The 18,895-nt window shown below is 67.4% G+C and carries 18 protein-coding genes, 1 pseudogene and 1 riboswitch; of the genes and pseudogenes, 4 read left to right on the top strand and 15 right to left on the bottom strand.

What is annotated here, in order from left to right:
- The 3 genes and pseudogenes from B4M62_RS03785 to B4M62_RS03795 all read left to right on the top strand — a co-directional run.
- Window positions 1-261: pseudogene (locus B4M62_RS03785) on the top strand (excinuclease ABC subunit UvrA); the annotation flags it as partial.
- Window positions 262-300: 39 nt separating this feature from the next.
- A complete protein-coding gene (locus B4M62_RS03790; protein WP_290705391.1) occupies window positions 301-822 on the top strand; it encodes a hypothetical protein in 522 nt (173 codons plus the stop codon).
- Window positions 823-839: 17 nt separating this feature from the next.
- Entirely contained in the window at window positions 840-2,126 is a 1,287-nt protein-coding gene (locus B4M62_RS03795; protein WP_290705394.1) for a flotillin family protein, read from the top strand.
- On the opposite strand, the gene B4M62_RS03800 is transcribed toward B4M62_RS03795, so the two are convergent.
- The 14 genes from B4M62_RS03800 to B4M62_RS03865 form a co-directional block, all read right to left on the bottom strand.
- On the bottom strand, window positions 2,123-2,932 hold the full coding sequence (locus B4M62_RS03800; RefSeq protein WP_290705396.1) for an SDR family oxidoreductase: 810 nt from the start codon (window positions 2,930-2,932) through the stop codon (window positions 2,123-2,125). The two genes, B4M62_RS03795 and B4M62_RS03800, sit on opposite strands and share 4 nt — an antisense overlap.
- A gap of 55 nt (window positions 2,933-2,987) precedes the next feature.
- Window positions 2,988-5,855 carry a phosphoenolpyruvate carboxylase gene (ppc, locus tag B4M62_RS03805; RefSeq protein ID WP_290705399.1) on the bottom strand — a complete coding sequence of 956 codons (2,868 nt, stop codon included), beginning with the start codon at window positions 5,853-5,855 and terminating at the stop codon, window positions 2,988-2,990.
- A gap of 59 nt (window positions 5,856-5,914) precedes the next feature.
- Window positions 5,915-6,157, bottom strand: coding sequence for a preprotein translocase subunit SecG (gene secG, locus B4M62_RS03810; protein WP_290705402.1), 243 nt, complete (start codon window positions 6,155-6,157; stop codon window positions 5,915-5,917).
- 66 nt (window positions 6,158-6,223) lie between these two features.
- Window positions 6,224-7,015 (bottom strand): triose-phosphate isomerase, encoded by a 792-nt coding sequence (gene tpiA / locus B4M62_RS03815; protein ID WP_290705405.1) that lies wholly within the window; start codon window positions 7,013-7,015, stop codon window positions 6,224-6,226.
- 2 nt (window positions 7,016-7,017) lie between these two features.
- A complete protein-coding gene (locus B4M62_RS03820) occupies window positions 7,018-8,232 on the bottom strand; it encodes a phosphoglycerate kinase (RefSeq protein ID WP_290705408.1) in 1,215 nt (404 codons plus the stop codon).
- A gap of 32 nt (window positions 8,233-8,264) precedes the next feature.
- The gene (gap, locus tag B4M62_RS03825) at window positions 8,265-9,290 is read right to left on the bottom strand and encodes a type I glyceraldehyde-3-phosphate dehydrogenase (protein ID WP_290705410.1); all 1,026 of its coding nucleotides are present in this window, start codon (window positions 9,288-9,290) and stop codon (window positions 8,265-8,267) included.
- Between the two features lie 109 nt (window positions 9,291-9,399).
- Window positions 9,400-10,377: a DNA-binding protein WhiA gene (gene whiA, locus B4M62_RS03830; RefSeq protein ID WP_290705501.1), complete on the bottom strand. Its 978-nt coding sequence runs from the start codon at window positions 10,375-10,377 to the stop codon at window positions 9,400-9,402.
- Window positions 10,378-10,422: 45 nt separating this feature from the next.
- A complete protein-coding gene (locus B4M62_RS03835) occupies window positions 10,423-11,457 on the bottom strand; it encodes a gluconeogenesis factor YvcK family protein (RefSeq protein ID WP_290705412.1) in 1,035 nt (344 codons plus the stop codon).
- Window positions 11,454-12,338, bottom strand: a complete 885-nt coding sequence (rapZ, locus tag B4M62_RS03840; RefSeq protein ID WP_290705414.1) for an RNase adapter RapZ — start codon at window positions 12,336-12,338, stop codon at window positions 11,454-11,456. The genes B4M62_RS03835 and rapZ overlap by 4 nt, the downstream gene beginning before the upstream one ends.
- Window positions 12,331-14,283: an excinuclease ABC subunit UvrC gene (uvrC, locus tag B4M62_RS03845; RefSeq protein WP_290705416.1), complete on the bottom strand. Its 1,953-nt coding sequence runs from the start codon at window positions 14,281-14,283 to the stop codon at window positions 12,331-12,333. The genes rapZ and uvrC overlap by 8 nt, the downstream gene beginning before the upstream one ends.
- 94 nt (window positions 14,284-14,377) lie before the next feature.
- A complete protein-coding gene (locus B4M62_RS03850) occupies window positions 14,378-14,908 on the bottom strand; it encodes a PH domain-containing protein (RefSeq protein WP_290705418.1) in 531 nt (176 codons plus the stop codon).
- On the bottom strand, window positions 14,908-15,375 hold the full coding sequence (gene ribH, locus B4M62_RS03855; protein ID WP_290705420.1) for a 6,7-dimethyl-8-ribityllumazine synthase: 468 nt from the start codon (window positions 15,373-15,375) through the stop codon (window positions 14,908-14,910). Before ribH ends, B4M62_RS03850 begins: the two co-directional genes overlap by 1 nt.
- The gene (locus tag B4M62_RS03860; protein ID WP_290705422.1) at window positions 15,372-16,694 is read right to left on the bottom strand and encodes a bifunctional 3,4-dihydroxy-2-butanone-4-phosphate synthase/GTP cyclohydrolase II; all 1,323 of its coding nucleotides are present in this window, start codon (window positions 16,692-16,694) and stop codon (window positions 15,372-15,374) included. The genes ribH and B4M62_RS03860 overlap by 4 nt, the downstream gene beginning before the upstream one ends.
- Window positions 16,691-17,320 (bottom strand): riboflavin synthase, encoded by a 630-nt coding sequence (locus tag B4M62_RS03865; RefSeq protein WP_290705424.1) that lies wholly within the window; start codon window positions 17,318-17,320, stop codon window positions 16,691-16,693. The genes B4M62_RS03860 and B4M62_RS03865 overlap by 4 nt, the downstream gene beginning before the upstream one ends.
- An 85-nt stretch (window positions 17,321-17,405) precedes the next feature.
- Window positions 17,406-17,551: riboswitch (FMN riboswitch) on the bottom strand.
- Window positions 17,552-17,668: 117 nt separating this feature from the next.
- Here B4M62_RS03865 and B4M62_RS03870 point away from each other — a divergent pair.
- Window positions 17,669-17,899 (top strand): DUF1049 domain-containing protein, encoded by a 231-nt coding sequence (locus B4M62_RS03870; RefSeq protein ID WP_290705426.1) that lies wholly within the window; start codon window positions 17,669-17,671, stop codon window positions 17,897-17,899.
- A gap of 3 nt (window positions 17,900-17,902) precedes the next feature.
- Here the strand turns inward: B4M62_RS03870 and ribD are convergent, their stop codons facing one another.
- Window positions 17,903-18,895, bottom strand: coding sequence for a bifunctional diaminohydroxyphosphoribosylaminopyrimidine deaminase/5-amino-6-(5-phosphoribosylamino)uracil reductase RibD (ribD, locus tag B4M62_RS03875; protein ID WP_290705504.1), 993 nt, complete (start codon window positions 18,893-18,895; stop codon window positions 17,903-17,905).

Raw genomic sequence — 18,895 nt, forward strand, 5'->3', positions numbered from 1 at the left:
CTCGACGAGCCGACCACCGGTCTCCACCTGGCCGACGTGGCGAACCTGCTCGGGCTCCTCGACCGGATCGTCGACTCCGGAAAGTCCGTCGTCGTCATCGAGCACCATCAGGCCGTCATGGCACACGCCGACTGGATCATCGACCTCGGCCCCGGTGCCGGCCACGACGGTGGTCGACTCGTTTTCGAGGGCACCCCGCAGTCCATGGTCGAGAACTCGACTACGTTGACCGCCCGACACCTGGCCGCCTACGTCCGATAGGTTGGGGGAATCGGACACAACGCGGCGGGGAGGTAGCACGTGCTGGGCATCGTCCTACTGACAATCGGCATCATCGGCTTGGTCCTGACCGTCCTCTCCCTCGTCGGTCTCGAAATCGACAGCGCCGTCGACCTCGGCTTCGACCTGGGCGACTCCGGCGTCGGACTCCTCTCGCTGCTGACCCCGTTCGTCACCGGTTTCGGTCTCCTCGCAGGCGGGCTGATGACGTTTCGCGACGTCCCGACGGGCCCAGCCCTGGGTGCGGGGGCCCTGACCGGGGTCGTCCTCGCCGCCGTTGCGGGACTCCTCCTCCGCTACCTGCTGAAGTCGGGAACCGAACTGCCCAGTATCGACCTGATCGGTACCCGGGTGCGCGTCGTCGAACCCGTCGGGCCCACTCATCTCGGCACCGGCGAGGTACAGACCGAAACGGGGGCACGGCAGATCTCGATCACCGCCGATGCGGACTATGCGCTGGGTGAGTTTGTCCGAGTCACCTCCAAACTCGATGGGCGCAACATCTACCACGTACAACAACTGCCCTACGACCAGCTTTCCTAAGAAGGGAACCACCTGCCATGTCGACGCTGATCCCCGCTCTCGGGGCCGCCGCAGTCCTGCTCATCCTGTTCATCCTGCTGCTGCTGTCTCGCTACCGGGTGCCCGGCGCGGAGGAGGCATTCATCGTGACCGGCACCGGCAAGGGCCACCAGGGCAAGGTGTACCGCGGTACCGGCACGTTCGTGCTGCCCGTCGTCCAGCGCGCCACCCGCGTCCAGCTCTCCTCGGTCAAGGCCGACCTCGACACCTCCACGCCCGCCAACGATGGCATCGAACTGAAGGTGCGCGGCGTGGCCGTGGTCAAAGTCGGTGACACCCCCGAGGACATCCTCAAGGCCGGCCCGCGATTCGGCGATGACCTCGCGCGCGTCAACGCACTCGTCACTGAACAGCTCTCCGGCGAACTCCGCTCCATCGTCGGCACCATGACGGCCAAGAGCATCCTCGTCGACCGTCAGCAGCTCGTCGACCAGGTTGCCCAGTCGATCAAGGAGATCCTGGGCAATCAGGGACTGGTGCTCGACAGCTTCTCGATCAACGACGTCCAGGATTCGGACGGACAGTACTTCAGCGACCTGGCGGCCAAGGAGCGCTCGGACCAGTCGGCGATCGCGGCCCAGTCCCGGGCCGTCGCCCACCGGGTCGCCGAGGAGAGCCGCATCGCCAACGAGCAGGCCATCATCGAACAGCAGCGTGAGCTCGACATCGAGCGCGAAACGGCGCGGCAGGCGACCGACCGCGCCGCTGCCGAGGCCGACGCCGTGCGTCCGCTCGTGGAGGCCGAACGCCGGCGTGTCCAAGTCGAGAAGGACAACGAGGTCGCCGAGCAGCAGGCCCGGCTACGCGATACCCAGCTCGACGCCGAGGTGCGCCGGCCTGCGGAGGCCGAGCTGTATGCCGCGCAGCAGCGCGCCGAGGCCAAGAAGGCGGAGATTACCGCCGAGGCCCAGGCGCGCGCCGAGAGCATCCGCATCACCGGCGAGGCGGAGGCACAGGCACTGGAGATGCGCGCCGAGGCCCTGGGCAAGCTCGATCAGGTCGGGCAGCTCGAACTGGTGCTGTCCAAGCTGCCCGATATCGTGCGAGCGACTGCTGAGCCGCTGGGCGAAGCCAACATCACTCTCGTCGGCGACTCCGTCGACCCCCTCACCCGGGGTGCTGGCGCTGGCCTGGTCAGTGGCCTGGAAGTGATCCGCGGCACCACCGGACTCGATATCGCGAGCCTGCTCACCGACCTCGGCAACCGGGTTGCCGGGTCCGTGTCGGCGACGACGGCCACCAAGGGCAGCACCGGCGAAGACTAGCGCTTGAGGCCGTGTCGGCGCGCCACCAGCGAGGTGACCACGCTCCGCGGTACGAGCCGTCGTAGCGCGAAGACCAGTGGTGCGTTCGAACCGACGGCATAGAACTCGCGCGGCGGATCAGCTTCGATCGCCTTCACGATCGTCTTCGCGACCGTGGCCGGCGAAATCCCCGACTGCTCGTTGGCGTCGAGATGGGTGATCATCGTGTCGTAGTCGGCCTGGTAGGGCGAACCCTCGGCGATGTAGTGCGTACGCCGTGTCCCGATACCGGTCGCAATCGATCCCGGTTCGACGTGGCTCACCCACACGCCGAACGGGGACAGTTCCTGCCGGGCCGACAGCGCGAAGCCCTTCAGCGCCGCTTTCGCTGCACAGTACGAGCCGCGATGGGCCAGCGGGAAGCTCGCTAGCATGGACCCGACGGTGACCACCCGGCCGTATCCCTGCCCGCGCATGTGCGGCAAGAGGCGTTGGGTCAGCTGCACCGGGCCGAACACGTTGGTCTGGAAGAGGCGGTCGACGGCCTCGTCGGGCAACTCCTCCACCGGACCGGACTGGCTCTCGCCCGCGTTGTGCACGACGATGTCGACGTCCCCGATCGCCGTGGTGCAGGCGTGGATGGAATCGCGGTCGGCGAGGTCGAGGGCGACGTATTCGACACCGGGCAGGCGCTCATCGTCGGCGAGCCGCTCCGGGTTCCGGCCGGATCCGATCACCCGATAGCCGCGGTTCACGAGTTCGCGCGCGACCTCTAAGCCGATGCCCGAGGTTGCTCCGGTGACCAGTGCCGTTCGCTGGGGTGCCATGGCTGCGAGCATATCGAGTCCGCCGCTGCGGGTGTCCCTCCGACCCCGCGAGGCCCTACCCGCTGTTGCGCAGCGCCGTCGCCAAACCATTCATGGTCAATAGAATGCCGCGCCGAACTTCCCGGCTGTCATCGCCGGCTCGATAGCGGCGCAAGAATTCGACCTGCAGCAGATTCAGCGGCTCCAGGTAGGGATACCGGTTGTACACCGATCGCTTGAGCGCCGGATTGTCCGCGAGCAGGTCATCATTGTCGGTGATCGCAGCATGCATGGCGAGGGTGAGCCCATGCTCGGCGACGATCTTGCCGAACACGCGCTCGCGCAACTGCTCGTCGGGTACCAGCTGCGAATACCGGTGGGCCACCCCCATATCCGACTTGGCCAGCACCTGCGCCATATTCGACATGACGCTCGCAAAAAACGGCCAGCGCTGGTTGTAGTCGCGCAGCACCGCAAGGCGATCGGCTGATTCCGCATCGTCACCGATCCAGCCGGCGAATGCCGATCCCGTCCCGTACCAGCCGGGCAACATCACCCGTGACTGACTCCACGACAGCACCCACGGGATCGCACGCAGATCCGATATCGCCTTCGTCTGTTTGCGCGATGCGGGCCGGCTGCCGATGTTGAGTTCGCCGATCTCCGAGAGCGGGGTCGACGTGGTGAAGTACTCGACGAAGCCATCGGTCTCGTGGACGAGTTCGCTGTACGCGCGTCGGCCGCGGGCGGCGAGCTCATCGAGGACCGCATATGCCTGCTCGGGGTCATCGCCCAGGCCTTCGACGTCGAGCAGCGACGACTCAATCGTCGCAGCGAGGATCGTCTCGAGATTGCGGTGCGCGGAAACCGGTTCGGCGTACTTGGCGGCAATGATCTCGCCTTGCTCGGTGATCCGCAACGAGCCCTGCACCGCACCGGGCGGCTGCGCCAGAATTGCCTCGTAGCTCGGCCCGCCGCCCCGCCCGACGGTGCCGCCGCGGCCGTGGAACAGGCGCAACCGGATGCCCGCGCGGCCGGCGGCCTCGACCAAGTCCAGTTCAGCCCGGTACAGCGCCCAGTTGGCGGCGAGATACCCGCCGTCCTTGTTCGAGTCCGAGTAGCCGAGCATGACCTCCTGCATGTTGTGCTGCCCGACCACCACCTGGCGGTACAGTGCTACATCCAGCGCCGCGAGAATCGTGGCCGCACCCTGCTGAAGATCCTCGATCGTCTCGAACAGGGGCACGACGCGCAATTGGCAGCGCGCGCCGTGGCCGTCGGTGCCCGAGTCATAGAGCCCGGCCTCCTTGAGCAGAATCAGGGCTTCGAGCATGTCGCTGACCGACGTGCACATGCTGATCACATAGTTCGGCACGGCCTCGGCCCCGAAAGTCGCCACGGCCGTCGCGGCGGCGCGGACGATCGCCAGTTCCTTGGCCGCCAGTTCGCTGAGCTGCGCTGCCGGGCCGGTCAGCGGGCGCCGCGACGCCAGTTCGGCAGTCAGCACGGCAACGCGCTGCGGTTCGGACAGAGTCAGATAGTCGTCGTGCACGCCCGCCCAAGCCAACAATTCGGCGACTACCGTCTCGTGGACCTCCGAGTTCTGCCGCATATCCAGGCCAGAGAGATTGAATCCGAAAGTCAGTGCACCTTCCCGGACGCGCAGCAGTCGGTCGTCGGCGATCGCGGCGTCGACGTTGTCGCGCAGCGCGGCGTCGAGCACATCCAGGTCGGCGCGCAGTGCTTCCTTGTCGGCGTACGGCTGGGCCGCGAGCCCGGTGGCGGGGGTTCGCATCAAATGGGGCAGCGTCGATGCCGAGGCGTCCAGCCGGGCGAGCGCGGTGGCCGAAAGCCGGGCGCGGATCGCCTTCAGTGCACCGCGGAACGGCTCGTCGGAGGAGGTCGCCGGCGACTGTGCGGCAAGCTCGGCCAAAGCCGCCGGCACCGTGATCAAGCGCGCCGACATACTCAGCTCTCGGGTGAGAAGCTCGAGTTGTTCGAGGTGGTGGGCGAAGGCAAGTCGCGCTGCCGAGGAGGTTGCGGTGGCGACGACGTCACCGGTCACATACGGATTGCCGTCGCGGTCGCCGCCGATCCACGAGCCCATGCGGATCATCGGTGCACGATCGAGTCCGGCATTGGGGTAGGCCGCGCAGAGGGCGGCACGGGTCTCGGTATTGATCCGCGGCACCACGTCGAAGAAGGTGGCGCTGTAGTAGCGCAGCCCCGCCGCGATCTCGTCAACGATGGTGAGCCGCTCCAGACGGATCAGGGCCGTTTGCCACATGGTGAGAATTTGCCGACGGATGGCACCGAGTGCCGCCGCTTCTTCGGCGGGCGTGAGCTCGGTCCGGCGGCGCAGTCGCATGAGCTCGGTGATGCGGTTCTGCGAGTCGAAGATCGTGCGCCGGCGGGTCTCCGTCGGGTGCGCGGTGATCACCGGCACCACCGTGATGTCGGCAAGCAGCGCGCCCACCCACTCGTCGGAGAGACCGGCAGCGGCCAATTTGGCGTAGGTCGCCGCCAGGCTGCTGTTCTGCGGGGTGTCGCCGGCCCGCAGGTGAATCGAGCGCCGCCGTTCACGGTGCAGGTCCTCGGCCAGATTCGCGAGGAGGGCGAACAACGAAAACGCCCGGGCGACGGGAAGCAAGTCCGTCGCCGGTTCCGCCGCAAACCGCACCGCGAGATCGTCGCGGTCCAGGTCGTTCTCCCGGATGTCGAAAGCTGCCTGGCGAGACCCCTCGACCAGGTTGAACGCATTGGTTCCCGAATGTTCGCGAATAACGTCGCCGAGAATTCCGCCGAGCAGCCGGATGTCCTCACGCAGCGGCTCGGTCAGCGCACGATCGGATTGGTCCACCTCCAGGTGGCTCACAATCGTACGGTCCGGCCGCCAGGCGGCCGAGCGGACAGGTACCCCTGAGGCAGATCCTGGATCACCCATCTACCGAGTATCCCCGACGAGGGACTGGCGGGCGACCCGAAAGGCAGGTGTGCGACTGGCTACGCCTTGGCGTTGAGTTTGATGTGCAGTTCCATCGCGATGATCAGAATGACCCACAGCACACCGACGACGATCGTCATGCGGTCGAGGTTGCGCTCCACCACACTCGAGCCGGACAGGCTGGACTGGACACCGCCGCCGAATAGCGAAGACAACCCGCCACCTTTGCCGCGATGCAGCAGCACGAGCACCACCAGCAACACGCTGGTGACGACGATTCCGATCTCGAGTGCGAGTTTCACGGTGGTCAGATCCTTGCTTTCAACTGGTGACGGCCATCAGAGAGTGTACGCGACGACGGGGTCCCGCTACGGCAGCGGTCCACCCGCGGCGATCGCCGACAGGGTGGCGAACTCCTCCGCCTTGAGCGAAGCACCGCCGACGAGCGCGCCGTCGACGTCTGCCTGGGCGATCAGATCACCGATGTTCTGGGCGCTGACCGATCCGCCGTAGAGGATGCGGATCGACGCGGCGACCGAGTCACCGGCCAGTTCGGCGATCGTCGAGCGAACGGCGGCGCACACCTCCTGCGCGTCGTCGGAGCTGGCCACCCGACCGGTGCCGATCGCCCACACCGGCTCATAGGCGATGACGGTCTTCGCGATCTGCTCAGCGGTCAGCCCCGCGAGCGAGCCTTTGAGCTGCTCGGTGTTGTAGGCGATGTGCTTCCCGGCTTCCCGAATGTCAAGGCCCTCGCCGATGCAGACGATCGGGGTCAACTCGTGCCGCAGCGCCGCCCGGGCCTTCGCCCCGACAACCTCGTTGGTCTCGTTGTGGTACGTCCGCCGCTCGGAGTGGCCGACTATCGCGTAGGTACACCCGAGCTTGGCCAGGAATGCGCCGCTGATCTCACCGGTGTAGGCGCCCGAGTCGTGCTCGGACAGGTCCTGCGCGCCGTAGGTGAGCAGCAGCTTGTCGCCATCGACAATCGTCTGCACGCTGCGGATGTCGGTGAACGGCGGGATAACCGTCACATCGACCTTGTCGAAATACTTGTTGGGCAGGCGGAAGTCGATGTTCTGCACCAGAGCGATCGCCTCGAGGTGCGTCATATTCATCTTCCAGTTGCCGGCAATCAACGGCTTGCGACTATTCGGCATGATCACGCCTCCAACACGGTGAGTCCGGGCAACTGCTTGCCTTCAAGGTATTCCAGGGAGGCTCCCCCACCGGTCGAGATGTGCGAAAAATCCTCATCTGGGATCCCCAGCGCACGAACTGCGGCCGCCGAGTCGCCACCACCGACGACCGTGAACGCACCGTTGGCGGTGGTGCCGGCAATAACCTCCGCGACCCCCTTGGTGCCGGCCGAGAACTTCTCGAACTCGAACACACCGGACGGACCGTTCCAGAAGATGGTCTTCGCACCGGACAACACCGCCGCGAAGCGCTTGACCGATTCTGGGCCGATGTCCAGGCCCATCCAGCCGTCGGGGATTGCGTCGGCGGCAACGGTCTTCGACTCTGCGTCGGCGGCAAACTTGTCGGCGACAACGATATCGACCGGCAGGCGGATGACATCGGCGAACCGCTCGAGCAGATCCTTGCAGACCGCGATCTGGTCTTCTTGCAGCAGCGAGTCGCCCACCGGCACACCCTGGGCCGCCAGGAAGGTGAACGCCATGCCGCCACCGATCACCAGGGTGTCCACCTTGGGGGCGAGCGCCTCGATGACGCCGAGTTTGTCCGATACCTTCGAGCCGCCGAGGACCACCGCATACGGTCGAACCGGATCGTCGGTGAGCCGCGACAACACGTCGACTTCCGCACCGACCAGGTCGCCGGCATAGTGCGGCAGCAGTTTGGCCACGTCGTAGACGGAGGCCTGTTTGCGGTGTACCACCCCGAACCCGTCGGAGACGAACGCACCGTCTGACCCGGTCAGTTCCACCAGGGCCCGCGCCAATGCCTCGCGCTCCGCCTCGTTTTTGCTGGTTTCGCGCGGGTCGAAGCGGATGTTCTCCAGCAGCAGGACGTCCCCATCGGTCAACCCCTCGGCCCGGGCGAGGGCGTCGGAACCGACGACATCGGTGGCGAGCTGCACGTTCCGGCCCAGCTCGGCACCCAATCGCTCCGCCACCGGAGCCAGCGACAGCTTCCGGTCCGCCATCCCCTTGGGCCGACCCAGATGAGCGGTGACGATGACGCCGGCACCGGCGTCCGCGAGTTTGCCGATGGTCGGTGCCGACGCCACGATCCGGCCCGGATCGGTGATGTTTCCATCGTCGTCGAGCGGAACATTGAGATCAGAGCGCACCAGAACGATGCGCCCGGCGACCCCGGTCGCCAGCAGGTCTTCGAGGGTGGGCACGGCCATGCGGGAACTCCTTGGAGTGCGGGAGAAGCGGATTACGCCGAAAGCGACTTGGAAACCAGGCCGATCAGATCGACGAGGCGGTTGGAGTAGCCCCACTCGTTGTCGTACCAGGACACCGTCTTGGCCTGGTTGCCGATGACCTTGGTCAGACCCGAGTCGAACAGCGAACTGTGCGGGTCGGTCACGATGTCGCTGGAGACGATCGGTGCGTCGTAGTACTTGAGGATGCCCTTGAGCGGACCCTCGGCTGCGGCTTTCATCGCCGCGTTGATGTCGGCGGCGCTGGCCGTCTTCTTCAGCTCGGCGGTCAGGTCGGTGACCGAACCGGTGGGGATCGGGACGCGCAGTGCGTACCCGTCGAGCTTGCCCTTCAGCTCGGGCAGCACCAGGCCGATCGCCTTGGCCGCACCGGTACCGGTCGGCACGATGTTGACGGCGGCGGCACGGGCGCGGCGCAGGTCTTTGTGCGGGCCGTCCTGCAGGTTCTGGTCCTGCGTGTAGGCGTGAATGGTGGTCATCAGGCCCTGCACGATGCCGAACTCGTCGTTGAGGACCTTGGCCATCGGGCCGAGACAGTTCGTGGTGCACGATGCGTTGGAGATGATGTTCTGGCTACCGTCGTACTGGTCGTCGTTGACGCCCATCACGATGGTGATGTCCTCGCCGGATGCGGGCGCGGAGATGATGACCTTCTTCGCGCCGGCGTCGAGGTGGCCCTGGGCCTTGTCGCGCGCGGTGAAGATGCCGGTGGACTCGACGACGACGTCAACGCCCAGGTCGCCCCACGGAATCGACGCTGGGCCTTCCTTTACCTCAAGCGCCTTAATCTTCTTGTCGCCCACGACGATGGTGTCATCGCCTTCGAGGCTGACGTCCTCCGGCAGGCGCCCCAGGATGGTGTCGAACTTCAGCAGGTGGGCCAGCGTGGCGTTGTCGGTGAGGTCGTTGACCGCGACAATCTCGATGTCGGTGGTGCCGAGGGCCTTCTGCGCCTCGACGGCGCGGAAGAAGTTGCGGCCGATCCGGCCGAATCCGTTGACGCCTACGCGAACAGTCACGTGCATTCTCCTTTGTGGGCGGCGCGATGCGATTGGGCGCGCCGGGTTGGGCAGGACCTACGGTTCGCGTCTCAGCGTAGTCGGTGCTCACCGACTCGGCGCGACGGGTCTACGCGTCGTCGAGGAGATCCGCGGTGACCGCCGACTCTGTGTCCGCAATCCCCTCGATGCGCGCCTTCTTGTCGGCCATCGAGAGCAGTCGGCGGATCCGTCCGGCGACTGCGTCCTTGGTCATCGGCGGATCGGCCAGCTTGCCCAGTTCCTCCAGTGAGGCCTGTCGGTGGGTCACCCGTAGCTGACCCGCCGAGATCAGGTGATCGGGCACCTCGTCACCCAGGATTTCCAGCGCCCGCTCCACGCGCGCCGCCGCGGCGACGGCGGCCCGGGCCGATCGCCGGAGGTTCGCGTCGTCGAAGTTGGCCAGCCGGTTGGCGGTCGCGCGCACCTCACGGCGCATGCGGCGCTCCTCCCATTCCAGGCGGGTGTCCTGGGCGCCCATTCTGGTGAGTAGCGCGCCGATGGCCTCACCGTCGCGAATCACGACCCGGTCGGCACCGCGCACCTCGCGCGCCTTAGCCGACACCCCGAGCCGTCGGGCGGCCCCGACGAGCGCCAGCGCGGCCTCGGGTCCGGGGCAGCTGATCTCCAGCGCCGATGATCGGCCCGGCTCCGTCAACGATCCGTGTGCCAGGAAGGCGCCCCGCCAGGCGGCCTCGGCGTCGGCGACACTGCCCCCGACCACCACGGTGGGCAGTCCTCGAACGGGGCGGCCGCGCTGGTCAAGAAGCCCGGTCTGCCGGGCCAGTGCCTCGCCGTCCTTGACGACCCGGACGATATAGCGGGCACTCTTGCGGATCCCCCCGCTGCGCAGGACGTGGACGTCGGACAAGTAGCCGTAGAGTTCGTGGATCTCGCGGCGCAGCCGCCGGGCGACGTTGCCGGTGTCCAACTCAGCCTCGACGACGACCTTGCCGGCGACGATGTGCAGGCCGCCGGCAAACCGCAGCATCGCCGCCACCTCGGCCCGACGACAACTCGTCTGGGTCACCGGAAGACGGCTGAGCTCGTCTTTGACCGCCGCTGTCATCGCCACCGCTGATGATCCTCCATTCACAACAATTTCCCCCGCGCTCTATGGCAAGTGCCGGTGCCCCGGAAACGCCGTCGCCGGAGGCGGGTCCAAGTGGACCAACTCGGCCACCACCGCGGCGACTCGCACCGGATCGTGGACGTGCTTGCCGGGCACGGCAAGTTCTCCAACATGCAGTTCGGCACCGAACAACGCTGCCGCCCGGGCCAGGTGCTCCCGCTCCCGGCCCGCCGGAACCGAGCGTTCGTCAACGATCACATCATCGATGCCAAGCCTATCCGCGTGCGCATGCAGCACGTGCAGGTGCCGCTCGACTGAGAAGCCGGGGGTCTCCCCGGGCTCCGGTGCTAGATTGACGATCAGCATCTTACGTGCAGCTGTCGAAGTCAGTGCGGTCAGCTGGTCGGGAACCAGGACGTGCGGGATCACGCTGGAGAACCACGACCCGGGTCCCAGTACGACGAGGTCGGCGTTCGTGATCGCCGTACACGCGTCGAGGCTCGCCGGCGGCGCCCCCGGCAGCAAGCGCACGCGGCGCACCTTCCCCGGTGTCGTCGCCACGGCAACCTGGCCGAGGATGGCGCGACTCAGTCGCGGATCGGCCTCGAGTCCGGTCACGTCGGCCTCGATGGTGAGCGGCACCGTTGACATCGGCAGCACCCGACCGGTCACATCGAGCAACTCGCCAAGCCGATCGAGGGCCGCAATCGGATCGCCGAGCAACTCGGCGAGTCCGACCAGCACCAAGTTGCCGATGGGATGGCCGGCCAGCGCGCCGTGCCCACCGAATCGGTGCTGAAGCAACTGGCCCCAGAGCTGGGCGTCCCGCGCGTTGTCGGCCTCCTTGTCGGCAAGGGCGGCCGGGGCGACGAGCAGCGCGGCGAGTGCCATGCGCAGATCGCCCGGCGGTATCAAGTCCAGCTCGCCGCGCAGCCGTCCGGACGATCCGCCGTCGTCGGCCACGGTGACGACGGCAGTGAGGGCCGGGCTGAGATACCGCATCGCAGTGAGGGTCGCGTACAGGCCGTGCCCGCCGCCGAGCGCAACGATCTGCGGGGTCGATGCCGCGTCGGTCATTCCCGCCCCAGATCGCGATGCATGACGCGGACGTCGAAGGCCGGGCCACCCTCGCCCTGCGCTCCCGACAGCCGGCGCGCCAATTCTCGCGCCATCGCCACACTGCGGTGTTTGCCTCCGGTGCAGCCGATTCCGACACTCATGTACCGCTTACCCTCGCGCAGATAGCCGCCGGCGACAAGTCGGATGATGTCGGTATAGAGGCGGGCGAACTCGTCCGCCCCGTCTTGACGCAAGACATAGTCGCGCACTTCGGCCTCGGTGCCGTCATGGTTGCGCAACTCGGGAATCCAATATGGATTCGGCAGGAACCGTACGTCGGCCACCAGGTCGGAGTCGATCGGCAACCCGTACTTGAAGCCGAACGACTGGATCGAGACCGATAGGCTGGTGGTCTGTGCGGTATTCGCCGAGGCGTTGGCGAGCACCTCGCGCAGCCGCGCCACCGACAGCGCCGAGGTGTCGATCACCAGGTCCGACTGCTCCTTGACCCCCGCGAGGTACCCCCGTTCCCGGGCAATGGCCTCGACCAGGGTGTCGTCGGTCTGCAGCGGATGGCGCCGCCGCACCTGTTCGAACCGGCGAACCAGGACCTCGTCACTTGCGTCGAGGAAGATCTGCCACACCGACGTGCCGCCGGCTTCCAGATCCACCCGCAGCGCGGCTAGTTCGGCGTTGAAGCTCTCGTCGGCGCCGCGCACGACCATCGCGATCCGCGACGTCTGGTCACCGCCCGTACGGGCAAGTTCGACCAACTTGCCGATCAGCGAAACCGGGACGTTGTCGGCGACGTACCAGCCGTCATCCTCGAACACATCGGCGGCCGCCGAGCGACCGGCACCCGACATGCCCGCGATGAAGACAACCGTGATCTCAGTCATCATTCTCCTGTCTACCGACTGTCAGCGCGTCGTGAACGGTCTTTGCCGTTGTTGGACCGATTCCGGGGACCGCGGCAATCTCGTCGATGGTGGCGGCCCGCAGATTCGCCACCGAGCCGAAGGCCGTGACCAAGGCCGTGCGCCGCGTCGGGCCCAGCCCCACTACCGCGTCGAGCGCCGACGTCGTCATCCGCTTGCTGCGTTTGCTCCGGTGGAAGGCAATCGCGAAGCGGTGCGCCTCGTCGCGCACGCGCTGCAGCAGGAACAGCCCCTCGCTGGTGCGGGGCATGATGATCGGCTCATCGTCACCCGGTGCCCAAATCTCCTCCATCCGCTTGGCAAGGCCGACGACGGTGACGTCGGTGATCCCGAGTTCGTCGAGCACGGCCGCCGCCGCATGCGTCTGCGGGGCACCGCCGTCGACGACGAAAAGGTTGGGCGGGTAGGCGAATCGGCGCGGTTTGCCGGTCTCCGGGTCGAGCGGCTCCGACTGCTGCGCATCGGCCCGATGCCGGAGGAACCGGCGGCGCGTCACTTCGGCGATCGACGCGACGTCGTCGGACCGGCCGTCGCCGGCGGCCTCCTTGATCGTGTAGTGCCGGTAGTCCGATTTGCGCGGCAGGCCGTCCTCGAAGACGACGAGCGAGGCGACCACGTCGGTGCCCTGGACATGGGAGATGTCCACGCACTCGATCCGCAGCGGCGCCGAGTCCATCCCCAGATCCTCCTGGATCTGCGTGAGCGCCGCCGAGCGAGACGTGAGATCGCCGGCCCGGCGAAGCTTGTGCAGGGCGAGCGACTCGGCAGCATTGCGTTCGACCGTCTCGAGCAGGTCACGCTTGTCGCCGCGCTGCGGCACCCGGAGCGTGACCCGCGATCCCCGCAGCATCGAAAGCCACTCGGCGAGTTCGACGGCATCATCGGGGAGCTCGGGCACCAGAACCTCGCGCGGTATCGACTCCCCTGACTCCCGATTCGCAGACGTGGTCACCGTGGCGTCCTGGTCCGCCGCGGCCCCGTAGAACTGGGTCAGGAATTGTTCGACCTGCGCGCCGAGCGTGTCGTCGTCGGGTCGCTCGACCACCCAGCCCCGCTGCCCGCGGACCCGGCCGTCGCGCACCTGGAAGACCTGCACCGACGTCTCGAGTTCGTCGCCGACCATCGCCACGACGTCGGCGTCCGTGCCGTCCCCGAGCACGACGGTCTGCTTCTCCATGGCCCGCCGGAGCGCGGTCGAGTCGTCGCGCAGCCGGGCGGCCCGCTCGAAGTCCAGGTCGTCGGCGGCGTCACGCATCCGGCGCTCGACGTCGGCAATCATCGTGCCGGTGCGGCCGGACAGGAAGTCGCAGAAGTCGTCGACGATTTCGCGGTGTTCGCCGGCGGTGACGCGGCCGACGCACGGCGCCGCACACTTGTCGATGTAGCCGAGGAGGCAGGGACGGCCGATTTGGTTGTGCCGCTTGAAGACTCCGGCCGAACAGGTGCGCGCCGGAAAGACCCTCGTCAACAGATCGAGAGTCTCCCGGATCGCCCAGGCGTGCGAGTACGGCCCGAAGTAGCGCACCCCTTTTCGGCGCGGCCCGCGGTATACGTGCAGGCGCGGATACTCCTCGTTGAGGGTCACCGCCAGCATCGGATAGGACTTGTCGTCGCGGTACCGGACGTTGAAGCGCGGGTCGAACTCTTTGATCCAGTTGTATTCGAGCTGCAGCGCCTCGACCTCGGTGGTCACCACCGTCCACTCCACCGCCGCGGCGGTGGTCACCATCTGCTGGGTGCGCGGATGCAGCGATGCAACGTCGGCGAAGTAGGACGTCAACCGCGACCGCAGGTTCTTTGCCTTGCCGACGTAGATGACTCGCCCATGCGAATCCCGAAACTTGTACACCCCCGGCCCGGTGGGGATCGACCCGGGAGCGGGCCGGTACGTGGAGGGATCTGGCACGTGATTCAGATTAGTCGTCGGCTACGACACCACCGTCGGCGACGGCTGTTCGAGTTCTCGTGACAGGCTGTCCGGGAGGAGCCGCGCGCCCCGGCTACTCCGGTAATCCGACATCCGAATCGTCTGCGGGCACCGGAGGCGCGGTGCGGTATCGCGCCTGGAGCTCGCGAACCCGCTCCATCGCCTCGACGGCCCGTTCCCCGTCGCCGAGACGGATGGCCAAGACGGGGATGTGCTCGTCGTGCGGAAATTCCAGCCAGGCCGACGAGCCGCGTTCGGGATAGCTGATGCCGTCGATCTCGCCCCACCCGAAGGCCCGCTCCCCGATCAGGTTCCGCACCGCCACCCCCGACGGGCCGACGCGCACGCGCGGGCGGGTCAGCAGCAGGATTGCGCCGGCAACAATCACCCCGATCAGCATGATCGCCCACTGATCTGCCGACCCGATGTTGCGCACACCGTTGTCCCCGAAGACGAAGGTGTGGCCGAAGACCACGAGTTGGGATTTGGTGAGCAGGTACCCGAAGATCGCGTGGATGAGGAGGACAACGGCAGCGGCGACTCCGCTCCACACCACCAGTCGGTGGGGCCGGTAGACGAACTCCCACTGCTCGTCGGGACTCATCACAGGGACCGCAGGATGAGCGCGGAGGCAAGTACGGCGTTGACCGCCTGCGCGCCCTTGTCCTCACCGGACTCGGGCAGGCCGGCCCGCGCCAGCGCCTGGGCCTCGGTGTCGACGGTGAGCACACCGTTTCCGACCGGCGTCGACTCGTCGAGGGAAACGCGGGTCAGCCCGGCGGTCACCGCGTCGCAAACATAGTCGAAGTGCGGTGTCTCCCCGCGGATCACCACCCCCAGAGCCACCACCGCGTCGTGGGTGCGGGCGAGCGCCTGCACGACGACTGGCAACTCAATCGCGCCGGCGACGCGGATGATCGTCAGGTCCGCGACGCCGGCCGCGGTGGCCGCGCCGGTCGCACCGTTCAGCAGTGCGGTGCAGATCGTCTCGTGCCATTGCGACGCGACGATCGCCAGCCGCACCTCGTCGGCGCTGGCCAGGTCCAGCGTGGGTTCTCCGGTGCCGCTCATGCGCGATCTCCTCCTTCGGCAATCGGCGCCGGTGCCGGTGCCGGTGGTTCCAGACCTTCGGGTACGTCCAGGTCGTAATCGTCGAGCCCTTCCAATTCGTGCCCCATCCGGTCGCGCTTGGTGCGTAGGTACCGCAGGTTCTCCTTGGTGGCCCGCACCGGCATCGGGACGCGCTCGGTGATCGCGAGACCGTATCCATCCAGGCCGACCCGTTTGGCCGGGTTGTTCGTCAGCAACCGCATCGACCGCACCCCCAGGTCGACGAGGATCTGTGCGCCGATCCCGTAGTCCCTCGAATCGGCCGGCAGCCCCAAGGACAGATTCGCGTCGACGGTGTCCTCGCCGGCATCTTGGAGCTGGTAGGCCTGCAGCTTGTGTAGCAGGCCGATTCCGCGCCCCTCATGGCCGCGCATGTAGAGGACGACTCCGCGTCCTTCCGCGGCGACCATCCGCATCGCCGCATCGAGCTGGGGTCCGCAGTCGCACCGCAGCGATCCGAAGACATCGCCCGTCAGACACTCCGAATGAACGCGGACCAGAACGTCCTCGCCGTGGCCGGCCGAGATGTCGCCCATCACCAGTGCGACGTGTTCCACGTCGTCGAACGGCGACGTGTAGCCCACCGCCCGGAACGTGCCGTGGTCGGTGGGGATCCGGGCGTCCGCGACGCGCACCACGTGCTTCTCGTGGCGGCGCCGCCAGGAGATCAGGTCGGCGATGGAGATCAGCGCGAGTCCGTGGTCGTCCGCGAAGACGCGCAACTCCTCGCCCTGAGCCATTGCCCCCTCGTCCTTCTGGCTGACGATCTCGCAGATCACCCCCGCCGGCGCGAGCCCGGCGAGGGTCGCCAGATCGACGGCGGCTTCGGTATGCCCCGGACGGCGCAGAACACCGCCGTCCTTGGCCCGCAGCGGCACCACGTGCCCGGGCCGGGTGAAATCGACGGCCTTGCTGGTCGGGTCGGCCAGCAGCCGCATCGTGGCCGCCCGATCAGCGGCGCTGATGCCGGTTCCGACGCCCTCGCGGGCGTCGACGGTGACGGTGTAGGCGGTGCCGTGCTTGTCCTGATTGGTCGTATACATCGGCGGCAGTCCGAGGCGATCGCAGTCCTCGCCGACCAGCGGGACACACAGATAGCCCGAGGTGTAACGGACCATGAACGCCACCAACTCCGGGGTGGCCATCTCGGCTGCGAAGATTAGATCGCCCTCGTTTTCGCGGTCCTCGTCGTCGACGACGACGACGGCTTTGCCCGCCTTGATGTCGGCGATCGCGCGCTCCACGGAGTCGAACCGGATCGGCTCGCTATTCGCTGTCATGATCGGGCCTCCGATTCGGTCGCCGGGCCCGATGTCATCCGCTCCACATATTTGGCGATCACATCGGCTTCCAGGTTCACCTGACTCCCGATCCGGGCCTGGCCCAGATTGGTGTGGGTCAGGGTGGTCGGGATGAGCGAGACCTCCAGCCAGGGCCCCGCCTCACTGTCGCCCACCGCCGACACGGTGAGCGAAACACCGTCCAGGGTGATCGAGCCCTTCGCCACCACATAGCGGCGCAGCGACGGCGGTAGGGCGATCCGGATGATCGTCCAATTCTCCGTGGGGCTGATTGCGACAATTGTTCCGACGCCGTCGACATGACCCTGCACGATGTGCCCACCGAACCGCCCGTCGGCGCGCATCGCGCGCTCCAGGTTCACCGTTGCACCGGCCGCCAGGCCGGCGAGCGAGCTGCGGCGGAGGGTTTCGGCCATCACGTCGACGGTGAACTCGCCGTCGCCGGTCAATGCGGTGACGGTGAGGCAGACGCCGTTCACCGCGATCGAGTCGCCGAACGCGGCATCGCTGGTGACCGTCGGCCCGCGGACCGTCAGCCGGGCAGCGTCGGCCAATTCCTCTTTGGCGGTAATGGTCCCGCGCTCCTCGACGATTCCGGTGAACACATCGACTCCTCTCCTGTTCTACGACTCAGAATCAGGGGGCAGGGCGCGAGAGCGCCGACGACGGCCCGCGCCGTGCGCGATGCCGCAGTGTTCTCTCACATCCGGACTATGACCGTCGGCTCCGGATTCACACCGGATCTGCTGACCCCGCCGACGTGGCGGGCGCTCGCGGGCTGACCAAACATCGGTATCACCGCCGGTAGGGAATCTCACCCTGCCCCGAGAACTCTCCTTACGAAAATAGCACGCAGATCGGCGGACCCGCAGTCGCCGATCCGTTCCGATCAGCCCGAACCGAAGTTCACCTGAGTCCGGTGAGTCCGGTACGGCTGTGCGATGCTGACCCCCATGACGAACAACGCGCAAAGCTCCAGTTTCGTACAGTCCGCGCTCAGCCTGGTGAAGAAACACTGGTTCCCGCTGGCAGTGGCCATCATTGCGATCGCCTTCATCTCCCTCAACCGCATTGAGGCCGAGGTCAATTTCCTCTTCTTCCGCGTGACCGTCGCCCTGTGGCTGGCCCTGAGTGTCGCGGCCGTGCTCGGTTTGCTGGTCGGCCTGTTCCTCAGGCGCAAGTAGGTCCTATTCCGCTGACCTGCGACGCAGCCGCAACCGCACGTCGTCGCCGAGCGCGGTGACGTCGGCAACCGCAAACCGGTGCGCCTGCGCCAGGGTGGTGACGGCGGGATCGTCGACCGCATTCGCGCCCGCGCCAAGGAAGACCGGCGCAAGGTAGGCGTGTACCTCGTCGACGAGACCGGCGGCGAGGAACGCGCCGATCAGCGTCGGGCCGCCCTCGACCAGAACCATCAGGGCATCGGGCACCGCGGCCAATGCGTCAGCCGGGTCTCGAGAGTCGACTATTCGCGTAGGAGCGGCACCATCGCAGACGGTGGCCGATGCGGAAATGGTCCGGCGACCCAGCACGACTCGGGTCGGCTGGTGGTCGAACAGCGAACCATCGGAATGGCGGGCCGTCAGCGCCGGATCGTCGGTGAGGACCGTGCCGGTGCCGACGATGATCGCGTCGAGGACGCCCCGTAGCGCGTGCGCGTCCTGCCGCGCGGCCGCGCCGGTGATCCATCGACTCGTCCCGTCGGGGGCGGCGACCCGCCCATCGAGGCTGGCCGCGATCTTCGCAATGACAACGGGACGGCCGGTTCGCTGCCGGTGCAGCCACCCGCGCAGCGGCCCGTCCGCCGCCTCGGCGGCCCCGATGCCCGACACCACCTCGACGCCCGCCGCCCGTAGTGCGTCGGCTCCCCCGGCGGCCCGGGGGTTGGGGTCGCCGACCGCGTACACCACCCGGGCGATTCCCGCGTCGATGAGTGCCCGGGTGCATGGACCGGTACGGCCGGTGTGATTGCACGGTTCCAGGGTGACGACGGCGGTCGCCCCGCGAGCGGCCGCCCCCGCAGCACGGAGTGCGACGACCTCGGCGTGAGCCCCACCGGCGGCCTGGGTGTGGCCGGCCGCAATGATCTCCCCGTGTGCGCCGACGATCACCGCGCCCACCGGCGGGTTCGGCGTGGATACTCCCGCGGCGGCCTGCGACACCACGATCGCCCGGACCAT

Source organism: Gordonia sp. UBA5067, assembly GCF_002414845.1.
Lineage (GTDB): Bacteria > Actinomycetota > Actinomycetes > Mycobacteriales > Mycobacteriaceae > Gordonia > Gordonia defluvii.

Bases quoted from the DNA above. Each gene is read 5' to 3' on its own strand.
- B4M62_RS03795 (WP_290705394.1), top strand. From the start codon at position 840: ATGTCGACGCTGATCCCCGCTCTCGGGGCCGCCGCAGTCCTGCTCATC.
- B4M62_RS03800 (WP_290705396.1), bottom strand. From the start codon at position 2,932: ATGGCACCCCAGCGAACGGCACTGGTCACCGGAGCAACCTCGGGCATC.
- ppc (WP_290705399.1), bottom strand. From the start codon at position 5,855: ATGGGTGATCCAGGATCTGCCTCAGGGGTACCTGTCCGCTCGGCCGCC.
- tpiA (WP_290705405.1), bottom strand. From the start codon at position 7,015: ATGCCGAATAGTCGCAAGCCGTTGATTGCCGGCAACTGGAAGATGAAT.
- B4M62_RS03820 (WP_290705408.1), bottom strand. From the start codon at position 8,232: ATGGCCGTGCCCACCCTCGAAGACCTGCTGGCGACCGGGGTCGCCGGG.
- whiA (WP_290705501.1), bottom strand. From the start codon at position 10,377: ATGACAGCGGCGGTCAAAGACGAGCTCAGCCGTCTTCCGGTGACCCAG.
- B4M62_RS03835 (WP_290705412.1), bottom strand. From the start codon at position 11,457: ATGACCGACGCGGCATCGACCCCGCAGATCGTTGCGCTCGGCGGCGGG.
- rapZ (WP_290705414.1), bottom strand. From the start codon at position 12,338: ATGACTGAGATCACGGTTGTCTTCATCGCGGGCATGTCGGGTGCCGGT.
- B4M62_RS03850 (WP_290705418.1), bottom strand. From the start codon at position 14,908: ATGAGTCCCGACGAGCAGTGGGAGTTCGTCTACCGGCCCCACCGACTG.
- ribH (WP_290705420.1), bottom strand. From the start codon at position 15,375: ATGAGCGGCACCGGAGAACCCACGCTGGACCTGGCCAGCGCCGACGAG.
- B4M62_RS03860 (WP_290705422.1), bottom strand. From the start codon at position 16,694: ATGACAGCGAATAGCGAGCCGATCCGGTTCGACTCCGTGGAGCGCGCG.
- B4M62_RS03870 (WP_290705426.1), top strand. From the start codon at position 17,669: ATGACGAACAACGCGCAAAGCTCCAGTTTCGTACAGTCCGCGCTCAGC.
- ribD (WP_290705504.1), bottom strand. From the start codon at position 18,895: ATGGTCCGGGCGATCGTGGTGTCGCAGGCCGCCGCGGGAGTATCCACG.